Source organism: Stackebrandtia albiflava (assembly GCF_007994225.1).
Lineage (GTDB): Bacteria > Actinomycetota > Actinomycetes > Mycobacteriales > Micromonosporaceae > Stackebrandtia > Stackebrandtia albiflava.
This window is the reverse complement of sequence record NZ_VLLL01000008.1, coordinates 40,808-55,299: the sequence shown is the minus strand read 5'-3', so window position 1 is coordinate 55,299 and position 14,492 is coordinate 40,808. Positions and strand designations below refer to the sequence as shown.

The window sequence follows — 14,492 nt, the reverse complement described above, 5'->3', positions numbered from 1 at the left end:
TCAGCGGACGGCGGCCAGTTCACCGGTGTCGTCGCGCCGGCGGTCGGCGGGGGCCACCGGCTCCGGGGCGGTCGCGGAATCGTCTTGGGCCGCCTGGGTCTCCTTCGCCGCCCGGGCCTCGGCGGCGTACACGGCCGCGAGCCGGCGCTCCCGGGCCGGTTCGGCCACCAGGTTGCCTATCGCGGCGACCACGCCCACGCCGGCCGCCACCGCCCACCACCAGCGCCCCAGGTACTGCATCCCGAGCCCGCCCAGCACCGGCGCCACCAGGCCGGACACCTGGAACGCCAGCGAGTAGGCGGCCTGGTACCGGCCGCGCATGGTCGGCGGGGCGAGGTCCGCGATCGTCGCGGAGTTCGCCGGGGTCTGCAACATCTCGCCGATCGTCCAGATCAGGACCGTCAGCATGAACACCGCGACCGTGTCGGCCACACCGACGAAGCCGACACCGGCGGCCCAGAACAGACACGACAGGGCGAGCACCCGGGAACGCCGGCGGCCCTCCACCAGGCGCGGGATGAACAACTGCCCCGCGACGATGATCACGCCGTTGGTGGCGATGATGTAGCTGTACTGCTGCTCGGTGAGGCCGCTTCCGGTGACCTGCAACGGAAGCAGGGTCTCCAGTGAGATCATCAGGAACGCGGGCAGGAACGTCAGGCCGATGAACGACAGGAACACCCGGTCGCGCACCAGCACACGCCCCACACGGACCGGGGCCGCCGCCGGGTCCGCCGCGACCACGACCGGCCGCGTCTCGGGGACCTTCAGCAGCACGAGCAGTCCCGTCGCGGCCAGCGCCGCCGCGTTCACGAAGAAGATCAGGTGGAAGTCGAGACCGGCGACCAGTCCCGCCAGCAGTGCCGCGCCCGCGAACCCGAGGTTGATCGCCCAGTAGTTCAGGGTGAACGCGCGGACCCGGTCGGCGGGCCGGATGATGTCGGTGATCATGGCGGAGAACGCCGGGCGGGCCATGTTGAGGGCGGCGCCCAGCAGGACCAGCATCACGCCCATCGCCCACACCTGTTCGGCGAAGGCCAACGCCAGCAACACCACCGAGGCCGCGAAGTTCGACAGCATCAGGGTCTTGCGGCGACTCCACCGGTCGGTGAGCACCCCCGCGAACTGGGTTCCGGCGATGGCGCCGGCCCCCTGCGCGCTCAGCAGCAGGCCGATGGTTCCCGGTTCCAGGTCGCGGACCACCGACAGGTAGATCGTCAGGTAGATCAACACGAAGGACCCGAGCCGGTTGATCAACGTCACGACCCACAGGTGCCAGAAGGCGCGCGGCAGGCCGCCGACGGTCAGGCGGAACCAGTTGCGCACGGCGGTCACGGGAGCCTCGGTTTCGGTAGGGGGTGAAAGGGGCGGCACCCATTACACGCCCGCCCGGCGTCCCCTGTCGCGTCGTTAACCGGTGTGCTTGCTCACCTGCGGTGTCGCCCGTCACTGCCCGGGTCGGCACCTCGCCTCCGGACGTCGCCCGCCACCGCCACCGACCACCGCGAGATGCCGGTGGGCTGTCCGGAGGCGGCCCGGCCGGGTCAACGCAGATCGGCGTGGTCGGCGGTGTCCCGGGCTCGCGGGGTGAGGGTGCGGGTGCCGTCGGCGGCCCGCCGGGTGACGCCGGCCGCGTCCAGGTGTTCCAGCAACGCGATGGCGACCCGTCGGCCACCACCCAACGCCCGGGACAGGTCGCCGACGGTGAACGGTTCCGGCAGGCGCCGCGCCACCGCCGCGGCCCGCTCCGGCGCGTCGGGCGACAGGTACACCGCCCCCGACGACCACAGCACGCCCAGGTTCACCGCGCGCGCCAGGGCGGCACGTGTCAGGCCCAGTTCGGTGAGTCGTCGCACCGTCGGCGCCCGGAACGGGTGTGCGCGCAGTTCGTCGGTAAGCGCCGCCAGTCCCGCAGCGACCTCGGCGGGCAGCGCCTCGGCCCCCGCCCGGGTGACCCGGCCCTCCGCGACCACCAGCGGCGGCTCCAGGATCGCCGCCACCGGCAGGCCCTCGGGAAGCCCGAGTGACCGGGCGGCGTCGGCGACCGGCACGCCGGGGTCCAGCGGCCGGGCCGCGTCATGGGCGGCGACCACCTCGGCCAGCCGGGTGGCCAGGCGCCTGCGGTGGTCGGGGTCGAGCAGCCAGCCGTCGTGGCCGGAGGACTCCGGCGTCACGCCCATCGCGACGAGGTCGGCGCCGCGCATCGCGTCGTGGCCGCGGAGCAGCACCGCCGCACCGGAACCGGTCGCGAGCAGCCTGCCGCGCGCGGCGGCGGCGCCCCGGCCGGTCAACACGGGTGGGTCGGGGTCGGCGACGGTGACCGGGACGAACACCCGCCGCCCGGTGTCGCGCAACAGGATCCGGTCGCCGTGGTGCAGGTCCAGTGGCCGCCGCAACGTCAACCGCGCGGCGTCGGGACCCAACGGCCGGACCCGCGCCGGAACCGCCGCCGTGCCACAGTGGACCAATACCTCGGTGGGCGGCCGTCCGGTCGCGGGCCAGGTCACGTCCACTGTGGTGGTGCGCCACCATCGCCCCGGCGCGACCAGGGCACGACCGCGCGGCACCGCGGCGACCGCGACGCGAGCGAGGTTCACCGCCACCCGCGCGGGGCCGGTCACCCCGTCCACGGCCCGGCCCAACCGGTGCAGGCCCCGCACCCGGACCCGTTCGCCCGAGGGCGACACCTCAAGCGACTGACCGATGTGGATGGACCCGGCGGCGAGGGTGCCCGTGACGACCGTCCCCGACCCGGGTGCCGAGAAGGCCCGGTCGATCCACAACCGGACCGGTGCCGCCGGGTCGGCGGACGGCAGCCCGGCCGTGAAGGCCGCCAGCGCCCGCCGCAGTTCCGGCATCCCGGCGCCGGTCCGGGCGCTCACCGCGACCGCCGCCACCCGGCCCAGCCCGGTACGCGCGATACGGGCCGTCGCCTCCGCCGTCGCGGGCGCCGGGTCGGCCAGGTCGGCGCGGGTGACGACCAACAGCCCGTGCCGGATCCCGAAGGCGTCGACGGCCGTCAGGTGCTCCTGCGACTGCGGCATCCAACCGTCGTCGGCGGCGACGGTGAACAGCACGGCCGGGGCCGTCGCGATACCGGTGACCGTGTTGCCGATGTACCGCTCGTGCCCGGGGACGTCCACGAAGGCCAGCTCCGCGCCGCCGGGCAGGACGGTCCAGGCGAAGCCGAGGTCGATGGTGAGTCCGCGTCGCCGTTCCTCGGCGAGCGTGTCGGGGTCGCTTCCGGTGAGGGCCTTCACCAGGGTGGACTTGCCGTGGTCGACATGCCCGGCGGTGGCCATGACGTACACGGTTCAGCCCGCCGCCAGGACGGCCGCGACGAGCCGGTCGTCCGCGTCGGCGGGGACGGCCCGCAGGTCCAGCAACAGCCGGTCGCGGTGGAGCCGCCCCACGACGGCGGGCCGGCCGTTCCGAAGTGGACCGGCGAGTCCGGCGGGCAACGACACCGCGGCGCTCGGCAGCGACACCTCCGGCGCGCCACCCCCGCCGACCCGTGCGGTGGAGGCGACCGCGACCGCCTCGACACCGTGCCCGGTGAGCGCGGCGGCGACCGCCTCGGCACGGTCACGCAACCGTTCCGGGTCGGCCGCCAACGCCGCCGCGACGGGCGTCGGCGGGCCGGACAGGGTGGCCTCCAAGGCGGCCAGGGTGAGCTTGTCGACCCGCAACGCCCTGGCCAGCGGGTGGCGGCGCAGCCGGTCCACGAGGTCCCGGGTACCCAGCATCAGGCCCGCCTGCGGGCCGCCCAGCAGCTTGTCACCGCTGGCGGTCACCAGGTGCGCCCCGGCGCGCAGTTCCGTGGCGACGTCCGGTTCGCCGGGCAGTGCCGGGTCGGGGCGCAGCAGCCCCGAACCGACGTCCGACACGACCGGGACCCCCAGGCCGGTCAGCCGCCCCACCGGCACGGCCGACACGAAACCGGTCTGCGTGAAGTTGGCGGGATGGACCTTCAGCACGAATCCGGTGCCGGATCCGATCGCGTCGGCGTAGTCGTCGAGGGACGTCCGGTTCGTGGTGCCGACCTCCCGCAGCCGGGCACCCGTGGCGGTCAACAGGTCGGGAATGCGGAATCCGTCACCGATCTCGACGAGTTCACCCCGGCTGATGACGATCTCGCGGCCGGCGGCGAGCACGGTCGCCACGAGTGCCAGGGCCGCCGCGTTGTTGTTGACGACGTGGCACGCCTCCGCCTCCGGCACCGCCGCCGCCAACGCCGCCACCGCGGTCCGGCCGCGAGGTGCGCGCCGGCCGTCCCGCAGGTCGAACTCCACGTCGGTGTACCCGGCGGCGGCCACCACCGCGTCACGGGCGGCGCGGGACAACGGGGCCCGGCCCAGGTTGGTGTGGACGACGACGCCGGTGGCGTTGAGGACCTCGCGAAGCCCGGCGGCGGTGTCGGGCAGGGCCGCCGTCGCGGCGTCGGCGGCGGACTCCGGCGGGATCTCACCGGCCCGCACCCGCGCCAGGGTGTCGGCGACGACCTCGCGGACCAGGCGTCTTCCCAGCGTGGCGGCGGCGGCCCGCAACCGGTCGTCGGCCAGTACGGCGTCGGTGCGGGGCACCCGCCTCCGGATGTCGTCCACTGTGTCTCCCGGCGGTCCGGCGGTGGACGACCGGTGTGCGTAGAATGCCGACGTCCGAACGGCTGTGGCGGAGGCGTACGGGAATCGAACCCGCCCGGCCGGGCGACCCGGCCGCATCGATTTTGAAGATCGTGAGGGCCACCAGACACCTGCCCGCCTCCGTGGAGGAGTGTATGACCGACGTCGATACCGCCCCGGAGCGGCCGAGACTGACCGGGTTCGCGCGCGGCGGCGGCTGCGCCTGCAAGATCCCGCCCGGCGAACTGGACACCCTGCTGGCGACCGTGTCCGGGCGGGTCACGCCCGTCCGGCGGCCCGCCGCCGAACTCCTGGTCGGCCTGGAGGGCGGCGGCGACGACGCGGCGGTCGTCCGGCTCGACGCCGAACGGGCCGTCGTCACCACCGCCGACTTCTTCACCCCCGTGGTGGACGACCCCTACGACTGGGGCCGGATAGCCGCCGCCAACGCGCTCTCCGACGTGTACGCGATGGGCGGGGTGCCGTTGAGCGCGGTCAACCTGCTCGGGTGGCCACGGGAACTGTTGCCGCTGGACCTGGCCGGGGAGGTGCTGCGCGGCGGCGTCGACACCGCCCACTCCGCCGGCTGCCACGTCGCAGGCGGGCACAGCGTGGACGACCCGGAACCCCGTTACGGCATGTCGGTGGTCGGCGTCGTCCACCCCGACCGGATGCTGCGGGTCGACGCCGCCGAGGCGGGCCTGCCGTTGACGTTGACGAAACCGCTCGGGATCGGCGTGCTGAACTCCCGGCACAAGGCCACCGGGACGGTGTTCCCCGAGGCGGTCGCGACCATGACCGCGCTCAACGCGGCGGCGTCGGCGGCGGCGGTCGAGGCGGGGATCCGGGCGGCGACCGACGTGACGGGGTTCGGGCTGCTCGGGCACCTGTACAAGCTGGTCCGCGCCTCCGGGTTGACCGCGGTCGTCGACTCGGCGGCGGTGCCGTACCTGGCCGACGCGCGTCCGGCGGCCGAGGCCGGATACGTCAGCGGCGGAACCCGGCGCAACCTCGACTGGGTGTCACCGCACGTCGAGTTCGGAACGGTGGGCGAGCTGGACCGGCTGCTGCTCGCGGACGCCCAGACCTCGGGTGGCCTGTTGCTGGCCGGTGAACTCCCCGGCCATCCCGTGATCGGGGAACTCGTCCCCCGTGGCGAGCACGCCGTCGTCGTCCGCTGACGCCTGCTGATCCCCGCCTCCCCGGCCCTCGACTCCCCGTTCCCTGGCTCCCCGGCCACCTCGACTCCCTGTTCCACTTGGTCCCCGCCCCGTTCCACTTGGTCCCCGCCGTGGTGCGCTTGGTCCCCGCCATTGGCACCCACATGGGTATGAACCACGCATTTCGGGCGCGATTCGCCAACCGGACGGGGACCAAGCGGGAAGAGGGGGCCACCGGGCGGGGACCAAGCGGAGATGAGGGCGGAGGCAGAGTGAGGTGAGGCGGAGGGTGGGCCGTGCCGGATTCACAAACGTTTTGCATCGATGGATTGACATTCGACATTGAATGCAACTAGTCTTCAGCCGCGCGCTCATGCGCGTAGTCGAACTCCACCGGCCCACCTGGAGAATCCGCATGACGGCGTCCACCACCCACCGCGCCCTCGACGGCGTCGGTTACCGGATCGCCGGTGACCTCGACCTGAGCAGGCCCGCGACCTCCGTCGCCCAACTGGCGGTCGGCAACCGGATCCACGAACTCACCTCCGGCGGCTCACGCCTCGGCGACGACGTCGCCGAATCCCTCGACATCGCCGACTTCGACTCCGAGTACGCCTTCGGCGACGGCGTCCTCCGCTTCGCGGCCAAGACCGAGTACGACCCGCAGACCGAACTCGTCGAGGAACCCCTCCTCGTGGTGTGGCAGGGACGCCGCCACAGCCTGGTCACCCGTCTCTACCGGCAGACCGAGTCGGAGATCATGGGAATGCTGCGGCGCCTGGGCATCCGGGAGTCCGCCGAGGGCCTGTCGCTGCATCCCGACAACGCCGCCGGCGTCGGCTTCGCGGGTCCCGCGACCGTCATCAAGGAGATCCCCGGACTCGGGCTCCTGGAGATGGCCGCCCCCACCGCCGAACAGACCGCCCAACTCCCGCCGTGGAAGGGCGTCGACGTCAAGGCCGGGGAACTGTACCGGGACACCCTCGCCGACGGGAAGCCCTTCTTCGTGCTGTCTACGCCGCAGGTGTGGGCGACCCTCGTCCCGCTGGCCGACACGGTGCTCGACGACGTGCCCCGACTGGCCGACGCGCTGACACTCCACGTCGACGGCTGACATGGCCGCCTTCGTCATCGTCACCGGCGGCCTCATCACCGCGTGCGGCCTCCTCACCGGCGGCCTCCACCACCTGTTCCGGCCCCGGCCGCTCGCCGACGCCCTCCGTGAACAGGGAGTCCTGCCCGCCCGCCTCGTCCTCACCGTCGCGATCGTCGTGTCGGTCGTCGAAACCGTGCTGGGCCTGGCGATCCTCGAATCCCTGGCCGGGGGACGCCCGCTCGCGGCCACCGTCTCCCTCGCCGCCGCGGCCGCCCTGCTCACCGGTTACGCCGGCTACACGTGGTACGTCGCCCGGACCGGCAGATCGGTACCGTGCGGCTGCTCCCGTGATCGACTGCCCATGACCGACTGGGTGTGGATCCGGGCGCTCGGCTTCGCCGCCGCCGGTCTCGCGGCGGCCGTGGCGGCCCCCACCGCGCTTCCCGTATCACTCGGCCCCGCCGAACTCGCCCTGGCGGTCATCGCCGCCGCCGCCGTCTCACTGCTGTTGTGGCGACTGCCCGCCGCCATGTGGGACCCGGCCGACGAGAGGAACCTCCGATGGACTTCGTGACCAGCGCGTTGATCCTGTCCTGGCTGGCGATCCTGCTGCTGGCGCTGGTCATGTCGGGCCTGGTCCGCCAGGTCCACCGGCTGTCGCGCGGCATGACGGGTTCGCCACGCGGAATCGGCCTGCCCGCCGGAGCCGACGCCCCCGACGCCGCCGCGCTGCTCGGTGGTGCCGGAGTCCTGCTGTTCCTGAGCCGCGAGTGCCGTTCCTGCACCGAGGCACTGGACGAGGCGGCCCGGTGGGTGCGCGAGACCGAGGACGCCCCGCCGGTCCACGCCGTGTACGGCGGCACCGCCCCCGACGACGGTCCCCTTCCCGCCAGCGGCGAACGTCGTGACCTGTTCGAGGACTACGACGCCGTCGCGACCCCGTTCGCCGTGGTCGTGGACGCCACCGGCCGTGTCGCGCGCGCCGAACCGGTCGGTTCACGCAAAGCCGTACGCGCCCTGCTCGAAACCACCCGTACCGCCCAGTCGAGGAGTTCCCGATGACCACGTTCGACCGGGTCCCGTCACTGCGGGACGCCTCCACCTCCGCATCCCCTTCCGGCGATCACGCGACGGCGACCGCACCACGCCCGGTGGTCTACGCCGTTCCGCGCCGCCGCCTGTTCCAGGCCGCGACCGCCGTGGGCTTCGCCGCGATCGGCGTCTTCCCCGCCGCCCGCGCCGCCTACGCGGACGGGTACGACATCTATGAGGGACCCTGCCCGTCATACGCCGCCGACCACGACTGCTCGCCCGGTTGCGGCCCCAGCACGATCTACGCGGGCTCCTGCGAGACCTCCGGCGAGTACACCGGATTCCACCGCAACGACGGTGTCACCTGGACACTCCGCCCGAACCAGTGCTACTCCGGCAGCTACGACGGCTGGCTGTGGAAGTACGCCGGGGCGTGCGGCGCGTGCGCGTGCAGCGTCGAACGGCGCTGCCACGACGGTTACCGCGCCACCTCCTCGGGCTGGGTGCGGTCGATCTGCCGGTGGAACACCGACTGCGGCTGCCAGAGCACCGTCACGTGGCCGACCGTGCGGTTCGGCGACTCCGGCGCGAACGTGTACGTCGTGCAACACCTGCTGACCCACCACGACCACGTCCTCGCCCTCGACGGAGAGTTCGGTCCCGGCACGGAGGCGGCGGTTCAGGCGTTCCAGACCGCCAACGCGCTGCGCCCCAACGGGATCGTGAAGGCCACCACGTGGGCGCGGCTGGTCGCCGTGGCCCGCCGGGCCGACGAGGGCCACCACGTGCACGCCGTGCAGCGCGCGTTGAACGCGCACGGTCACCGGCTGGAGGTCGACGGGGTCTTCGGTCCGCTCACCGACGCCGCCGTGTCCGACTTCCAGCGGCAGAGCGGCCTCGTCGTCGACGGCATCGTCGGCCAGAACACCTGGCGCACCCTCACCGGGGGCGCGGTGTGACGGCGGGGGCGATCCGGCCCGCCGCCGCCCCACTCGGTCCGGCCCTGCTGCTGGCGGCGGGCGCCGTCGCCGCGGCCTGGTACGCGCCGATCCTGACCTGGGCGATCGTCGGCGGGCTGGCGGGTTACTCGCTGTCGGGCTCCGTTTGAACCCGCAACAGCGCTTTCGCGCTGGCCACGCCAGGTTGGCGGGCAACAGACAGGAGAACGACGGCACTCGGCGTGTTCACGGCCGGGCTGATCGCCGGTGGAATCGTCACGGCCACGGCACTGTGGCTGGTCTCCGGGCTCACCGAACCGATTCCGGTGGAGTGGCGCCGGTGGGTGGTGGTCGCGGTGGCGGCCGTGGCGGTGCTGCGTGACGCGGGTGTGCTGCGGTTCCCGTTGCCGCAGAACGCCCGGCAGATCCCGCAGGACGTCATACAACGCCACCTGTTGCGCGGATCGCTGCAGTTCGGTTTCGAGCTGGGGACCGGTGTCCGCACCTACGTGTCGGCGAGCCTGCCGTACGTGGTCGCGGTCGCGTTGTTGCTCACCGGGGTGGGCTACCCGGCGGCGCTGCTGGCGGGCGCCGGTTTCGGTCTCGGCAGGGCGGCGACCCCGCTGCTGCGACTCGCGTCCGGTGACGGCGACGCCTGGGACCGGGCGATGAGCCGCCGACTGTCGCTGATCGCCACCGGAGGCGGCACCGTCCTGGTGGTGGTGTTCGCAGTGCTTGCGGCGAACGGCTGACCCAGCGCCGCGCTCGCGGCGAACCGGTGACCCGGCGCCGCACTCGCGGCGAACGGGTGAACCGCCCGGCCGTAACGCCCGGCTCACGACCTCCTCGCCGGCGGGCACCGTCCTCACCTGGGCGGCGGCGCGGCGCGCGGTGGCGCGTTCCCGGGCAGGCCCGGCCCACAGGTGTCCCACGGCCCCGGCGACCGCGACTCCGGCGATCAGCGCCCAGTGCCAGTCGCCGAGGTACTGCAACGTGAAACCGCCGACCAGCGGGGCCGCGAACGCGGCGGCGCTGTACGTCAGGCTGAACACGCCCTGGTACCGGGCGCGCATCCGTGGCGGCGACAGGTCGGCGATGATCGTGGCGTTCGGCGGGGCGGCCAGCATCGCGCCGATCGTCCACACCACCGAGCACACCAGGTACATCCCGAACGGGTTCGACAGTCCGACGAGGCCGAAGCCCGCACCCATCAGGACCAGTGCGGCGGCGAGCGACACCGCCTTGGAGAACCGCCGCAGCAGGCGCGGGATCAACAGTTGGCCTGCCGTGATCAGCACCGACCCGACCGTGAGGGTGATGCCGTAGTCGGTCTCGGTGAGCCCGTCGCCCGTCATCGCCAACGGCAGGGTCGTGGACGTCTGCGCGTACACGACGGCCTGCAGGAACACCAGACCGACGAAGACCAGGTAGGGGCGGTCCCGCAGTACGTCGGTGAACCTGCCCCGGTCGGACACCGGGGCGGAACGGTCGCGCATCGTCTCCGGTACCGCCACCAGCACTATCAACGCCGTGATCAGCGCACCGGCCGCGTCGAGGCGGAACAGCAACAGGTAGGAGTACTGCGCCAGGAACCCGGCCAGCAGGGTCGCCAGGCCGGTGCCGACGTTGACCGCCCAGAACATCAGGTTGAACGCCCGGTCGCGTTCCTCCGGTGCCACCACGTCCGCCATGGAGGCGATGGCGGCCGGCCCCATCGCCGAGTTCGCGAAACCGAACACGGCGACGAGCGCGCAGATGCCGGGCAGCCAGGTGACGTCTCCGAGGGCGAACAACGCGGCGGCGGCCAGCAGTGAGGACACCACCATGGTGACCTTCCGGCCGAACCGGTCGGCGATCACGCCGCCGATGAGGACACCGGCGGCTCCGCCCGCGCCGAACAGGCCGACCACGATTCCCGCCTGCGACTCCGACAGGTGCCGTGAGCCGGTGAGGTACAGCATCAACACGATGACGACGAAACCGGCGGCCTTGTTGACAAGCAGCGCCGCCCAGATGTACCAGAACGCGCGGGGCAGCGGGGCGCGTGTGGGTGTGCGAGCGGGGGCGGCCACGGGAAGGACTCCTTTGAATTGTCGCCAGCGACTCTACGACCCGGCCGTGGCCGCGAGACCGGTTCGCCGCCTGGTGAGACGGTGATTCGCACCTCTGTGCGGACCGTGACGCGCCACCGCCCGACCGTGATCCCCCGCGCCGACGTGGCCGGGCGGCACGCGAAAGACCGCGAGGATCCCGCCGTCACCACCGATCCGGGTGGCGGCGGAGGGGCCACCGGAGGACGGGCGCGGCGGGATCAGGCAGGATCGGGGCATGACGTCGACACTTGTGCTGCTGCGGCACGGCGAAAGCGAATGGAACGCCAAGAACCTGTTCACCGGCTGGGTGGACGTGAACCTGACCGGCAAGGGGGAGGCCGAGGCCCGGCACGGCGGCAAGCTGCTGGCCGAGCACGACCTGCTGCCCGACGTCGTGCACACGTCGCTGCAACGCCGCGCGATCCGCACCGCGGAACTGTCCCTGGACACCTGCGGCCGCAACTGGATCCCGGTGAAGCGGTCGTGGCGGCTGAACGAGCGGCACTACGGGGCGCTCCAGGGCAAGAACAAGGCCGAGACGCTGGAGCAGTACGGCGAGGAACAGTTCATGATCTGGCGCCGCTCCTACGACACGCCACCGCCGCCGATCGCGCCCGACGCGGAGCACTCGCAGGTCCACGACCCGCGTTACGCGTCACTGCCGCCGGAGCTCGCGCCGTTGACGGAGTGCCTGAAGGACGTCAAGGAGCGGATGCTGCCGTACTGGTACGACCAGATCGTCCCCGACCTGCGCGCCGGGCGGACCGTGCTGGTCGCCGCGCACGGCAACTCGCTGCGGGCGCTGGTCAAGCACCTCGACGACATCTCCGACGAGGACATCTCGGGCCTGAACATCCCCACCGGGATGCCGCTGCGGTACGAACTCGACGACGCGATGCGGCCCGTTACCCGGGGCGGCGCCTACCTCGACCCGGAGGCGGCCGCGGAGGCGGCGGCCGCGGTGGCGGCCCAGGGCCGCAAGTAGCCCCCGTTTCCGTTGGCCTGGTTGGTCATACGACGACGCGCAAGCGCTTACCGGCACGATTCCGGGCCGGATTCCCGTCGTATGACCAACCAAGCCGGGTACGTCACCCGGTCACAGGCACGAGCCGGCCCACACCCAACTCGTGCAGGTGGTGGTGCAGTTCGGGTGCCGGGTGCAGCTGCGGCGGTACCGGGACATGCCCTGGCCGCACTTGTACTCGTAGTAGGTGCGTATCGAGCACGCCGCCTCGGCCGGAGCCTGACGGACCGCCTTGGCGAGCAGGAGGTCGCCGAGCGTGACGAAGATCCTCATGGGGTCTCCTTCGTTGGGGAACCACGACCGGGCCGGTCGGCTCCGGTCGCGCCGAAGATTCCAGACGGGTCCATGACAGGCCGACAACCGGTCCATGAATCGTCGACAACCCGTCTCGCGGCGGCACCGGTCACGTGCCGGGCCGCGATCCCGGCGGGCGGGGCGGCGCCCCGGCCGTGAGAAGGGGCACGTTCCACGGGCACGGCGGACGCGGATCGTTCACTCCGTGTTCACTCGACGGCCAGGTAACGAGACATGTCCCCGTTACGATCGATCCGTGACCACCGCTCCCGACCGGCACCGCCGGTTCACCGGCGGCGTCGCCGCGCTCGCCACCCTCGGCCTGGGCGCGGTCGCGGGCGCCGTCGGATACACCGCCCTCCGCCGCCGGCGCGCCGCCGAGCCGCCTCCGTCGTGCCCCGCCCTCGAATGGCCGCGGGTGCTGGCGGCGCTGCACACCGCCGTCGTCGTGATCGGCCCCGACGGCATCGAACACGCCAACCCCGCCGCCGAACAGCTCGGCGCCGTCGACCGGGGTGAGCTCCGGCAGCCCGACCTGCGAACGATCGTGACGCAGGTCCGCGCGACCGGTGAGCCCCGTTCCGGTGAACTGGAGCTGGAGTCGACCGGGACCGTCGCGGTCCGGGTGCACGCCTCGCCGCTCCCGGAGGACCGCGTGCTGCTGGAACTGACCGACGTCACCGAACTGCACCGGGTGGAGAAGGTCCGCCGCGACTTCGTCGCCAACGTCAGCCACGAACTGAAGACACCCGTCGGCGCGCTCCAACTGCTGACCGAGGCACTGGCCGACGCCGTCGACGACCCGCAGGCCGCCGCCCGGTTCACCTCGCGGATCCAGCACGAGTCGGCCCGGATGGGCCGGCTGGTGTCGGAACTGCTCGAACTGTCCCGGCTCCAGGGCGCCGAGCCGCTGCCGGCGTTCAGCCCTGTGTCGGTCGACCGGGTCGTCAACGAGGCCGCCGACCGCAGCCGCACGGCGGCCAACGCGAAACGGATCGCGTTGCACCGCACCGGCGAGTCCGGCGCCACCGTCTCCGGTTCGGAGAGCCAGCTCGCGACCGCCGTCGGCAACCTGGTCCGCAACGCGATCGTCTACTCCCCCGAGGACACCACCGTCACCATCGACGTCACCGAGACGCGCGGCTGGGTGAAGGTCGCCGTGATCGACCAGGGCATCGGCATCGCGCCCGCCGATCAGGCGCGCGTGTTCGAACGGTTCTACCGCGCGGACCCGGCGCGATCCCGGGCGACCGGCGGCACCGGCCTGGGACTGGCGATCGTCAAGCACATCGCGGGCAACCACGCCGGCCGGGTCGAGGTGTCCAGTATGCCCGGAAACGGCTCAGTGTTCACCTTGCTGTTGCCTTCAGTAGCGCTTTCGGCCCGCGAATCGGCACCCCCGCCCGATGAAATCGACGAGCAGGTTAACCGGAATCAGAAAGGCACGCCGTGACCCGTGTACTGGTTGTCGAGGATGAGGAGTCCTTCTCCGACGCGCTGTCCTACATGCTGCGCAAGGAGGGCTTCGAGGTGGCGGTGGCGGCGACCGGTGGCGCCGCGATCACCGAGTACGAGCGCGCCGGCGCCGACATCGTGCTGCTCGACCTGATGCTTCCGGAGAAGTCGGGCACCGAGGTGTGCCGTGAGCTGCGCGCGACCTCGAACGTCCCGATCATCATGGTCACCGCCCGCGACAGCGAGGTCGACAAGGTCGTGGGCCTGGAGATCGGCGCCGACGACTACGTCACCAAGCCGTACTCGCCCCGCGAACTGGTCGCCCGGATCCGGGCGGTCCTGCGGCGCAACGCCGAACCGACCGACCCGATGGTGACCGTCCTGGAGTCGGGTCCGGTCCGCATGGACATCGACCGGCACGTCGTGTCGGTCGGAGGCAGCGAGATCGCGTTGCCGTTGAAGGAGTTCGAGCTGCTGGAGATGTTCCTGCGGAACTCCGGGCGCGTCCTGACCCGTGGCCAGCTCATCGACCGGGTGTGGGGCGCCGACTACGTCGGCGACACCAAGACCCTCGACGTCCACGTCAAGCGGCTCCGCTCCAAGATCGAGACGGAACCCGGCCGGCCCCGTTACATCGTGACGGTACGTGGCCTGGGTTACAAGTTCGAGTCCTGACACCGCCGGGGCGGCCGTCACCACCGGCCGCCCACCCGCCGTCCCGTGACGCGGACGGATCGCTGTTTCCCCGGCCCCGCAAGGCATCCGCACCACGGGCGGG

12 protein-coding genes, 1 tRNA gene and 1 pseudogene are annotated in these 14,492 nt (G+C 72.4%); 8 read left to right on the top strand and 6 right to left on the bottom strand.

Annotated features, from left to right (window positions below):
- From LX16_RS21350 to LX16_RS21335, 4 genes are all read right to left on the bottom strand, one after another.
- Positions 1-1,335 (bottom strand): MDR family MFS transporter, encoded by a 1,335-nt coding sequence (locus LX16_RS21350; RefSeq protein WP_158645681.1) that lies wholly within the window; start codon positions 1,333-1,335, stop codon positions 1-3.
- Between the two features lie 209 nt (positions 1,336-1,544).
- Positions 1,545-3,302: a selenocysteine-specific translation elongation factor gene (locus LX16_RS21345; RefSeq protein WP_244615931.1), complete on the bottom strand. Its 1,758-nt coding sequence runs from the start codon at positions 3,300-3,302 to the stop codon at positions 1,545-1,547.
- Between the two features lie 12 nt (positions 3,303-3,314).
- Positions 3,315-4,604, bottom strand: coding sequence for an L-seryl-tRNA(Sec) selenium transferase (gene selA / locus LX16_RS21340; RefSeq protein WP_147142248.1), 1,290 nt, complete (start codon positions 4,602-4,604; stop codon positions 3,315-3,317).
- Positions 4,605-4,669: 65 nt separating this feature from the next.
- Positions 4,670-4,765, bottom strand: a tRNA-Sec gene (locus LX16_RS21335).
- Between the two features lie 12 nt (positions 4,766-4,777).
- Between LX16_RS21335 and selD the strand changes: the two genes are divergently transcribed.
- From selD to LX16_RS21310, 5 genes are all read left to right on the top strand, one after another.
- Entirely contained in the window at positions 4,778-5,803 is a 1,026-nt protein-coding gene (gene selD, locus LX16_RS21330; protein ID WP_147142245.1) for a selenide, water dikinase SelD, read from the top strand.
- Positions 5,804-6,197: 394 nt separating this feature from the next.
- Positions 6,198-6,896 carry a hypothetical protein gene (locus tag LX16_RS21325; protein WP_147142243.1) on the top strand — a complete coding sequence of 233 codons (699 nt, stop codon included), beginning with the start codon at positions 6,198-6,200 and terminating at the stop codon, positions 6,894-6,896.
- Position 6,897: 1 nt separating this feature from the next.
- A complete protein-coding gene (locus LX16_RS21320) occupies positions 6,898-7,452 on the top strand; it encodes a MauE/DoxX family redox-associated membrane protein (protein ID WP_147142239.1) in 555 nt (184 codons plus the stop codon).
- Complete coding sequence (locus tag LX16_RS21315; RefSeq protein WP_147142236.1) at positions 7,440-7,940, top strand: hypothetical protein; 501 nt, start codon at positions 7,440-7,442, stop codon at positions 7,938-7,940. The genes LX16_RS21320 and LX16_RS21315 overlap by 13 nt, the downstream gene beginning before the upstream one ends.
- Positions 7,937-8,869: a peptidoglycan-binding domain-containing protein gene (locus LX16_RS21310; RefSeq protein WP_147142233.1), complete on the top strand. Its 933-nt coding sequence runs from the start codon at positions 7,937-7,939 to the stop codon at positions 8,867-8,869. Before LX16_RS21315 ends, LX16_RS21310 begins: the two co-directional genes overlap by 4 nt.
- A gap of 857 nt (positions 8,870-9,726) precedes the next feature.
- On the opposite strand, the pseudogene LX16_RS27720 reads toward LX16_RS21310, so the two are convergent.
- Positions 9,727-10,920 (bottom strand): annotated as a pseudogene (locus tag LX16_RS27720) (MFS transporter); the annotation flags it as partial.
- 256 nt (positions 10,921-11,176) lie between these two features.
- Between LX16_RS27720 and LX16_RS21300 the strand changes: the two are divergent.
- A complete protein-coding gene (locus LX16_RS21300; protein WP_147142226.1) occupies positions 11,177-11,926 on the top strand; it encodes a phosphoglyceromutase in 750 nt (249 codons plus the stop codon).
- Between the two features lie 111 nt (positions 11,927-12,037).
- Here the strand turns inward: LX16_RS21300 and LX16_RS21295 are convergent, their stop codons facing one another.
- Positions 12,038-12,238 carry a hypothetical protein gene (locus tag LX16_RS21295; protein WP_147142223.1) on the bottom strand — a complete coding sequence of 67 codons (201 nt, stop codon included), beginning with the start codon at positions 12,236-12,238 and terminating at the stop codon, positions 12,038-12,040.
- Between the two features lie 277 nt (positions 12,239-12,515).
- Between LX16_RS21295 and LX16_RS21290 the strand changes: the two genes are divergently transcribed.
- Positions 12,516-13,712: a sensor histidine kinase gene (locus LX16_RS21290; protein ID WP_244615930.1), complete on the top strand. Its 1,197-nt coding sequence runs from the start codon at positions 12,516-12,518 to the stop codon at positions 13,710-13,712.
- Positions 13,709-14,389 (top strand): response regulator transcription factor, encoded by a 681-nt coding sequence (locus tag LX16_RS21285; protein WP_147142217.1) that lies wholly within the window; start codon positions 13,709-13,711, stop codon positions 14,387-14,389. The genes LX16_RS21290 and LX16_RS21285 overlap by 4 nt, the downstream gene beginning before the upstream one ends.
- The last annotated feature ends 103 nt before the right edge of the window (positions 14,390-14,492 follow it).

Coding starts and splice junctions, on each gene's coding strand:
- LX16_RS21295 (WP_147142223.1), bottom strand. CDS start 12,238: ATGAGGATCTTCGTCACGCTCGGCGACCTCCTGCTCGCCAAGGCGGTC.
- LX16_RS21345 (WP_244615931.1), bottom strand. CDS start 3,302: ATGGCCACCGCCGGGCATGTCGACCACGGCAAGTCCACCCTGGTGAAG.
- LX16_RS21325 (WP_147142243.1), top strand. CDS start 6,198: ATGACGGCGTCCACCACCCACCGCGCCCTCGACGGCGTCGGTTACCGG.
- LX16_RS21300 (WP_147142226.1), top strand. CDS start 11,177: ATGACGTCGACACTTGTGCTGCTGCGGCACGGCGAAAGCGAATGGAAC.
- selD (WP_147142245.1), top strand. CDS start 4,778: ATGACCGACGTCGATACCGCCCCGGAGCGGCCGAGACTGACCGGGTTC.
- LX16_RS21310 (WP_147142233.1), top strand. CDS start 7,937: ATGACCACGTTCGACCGGGTCCCGTCACTGCGGGACGCCTCCACCTCC.
- LX16_RS21315 (WP_147142236.1), top strand. CDS start 7,440: ATGGACTTCGTGACCAGCGCGTTGATCCTGTCCTGGCTGGCGATCCTG.
- LX16_RS21320 (WP_147142239.1), top strand. CDS start 6,898: ATGGCCGCCTTCGTCATCGTCACCGGCGGCCTCATCACCGCGTGCGGC.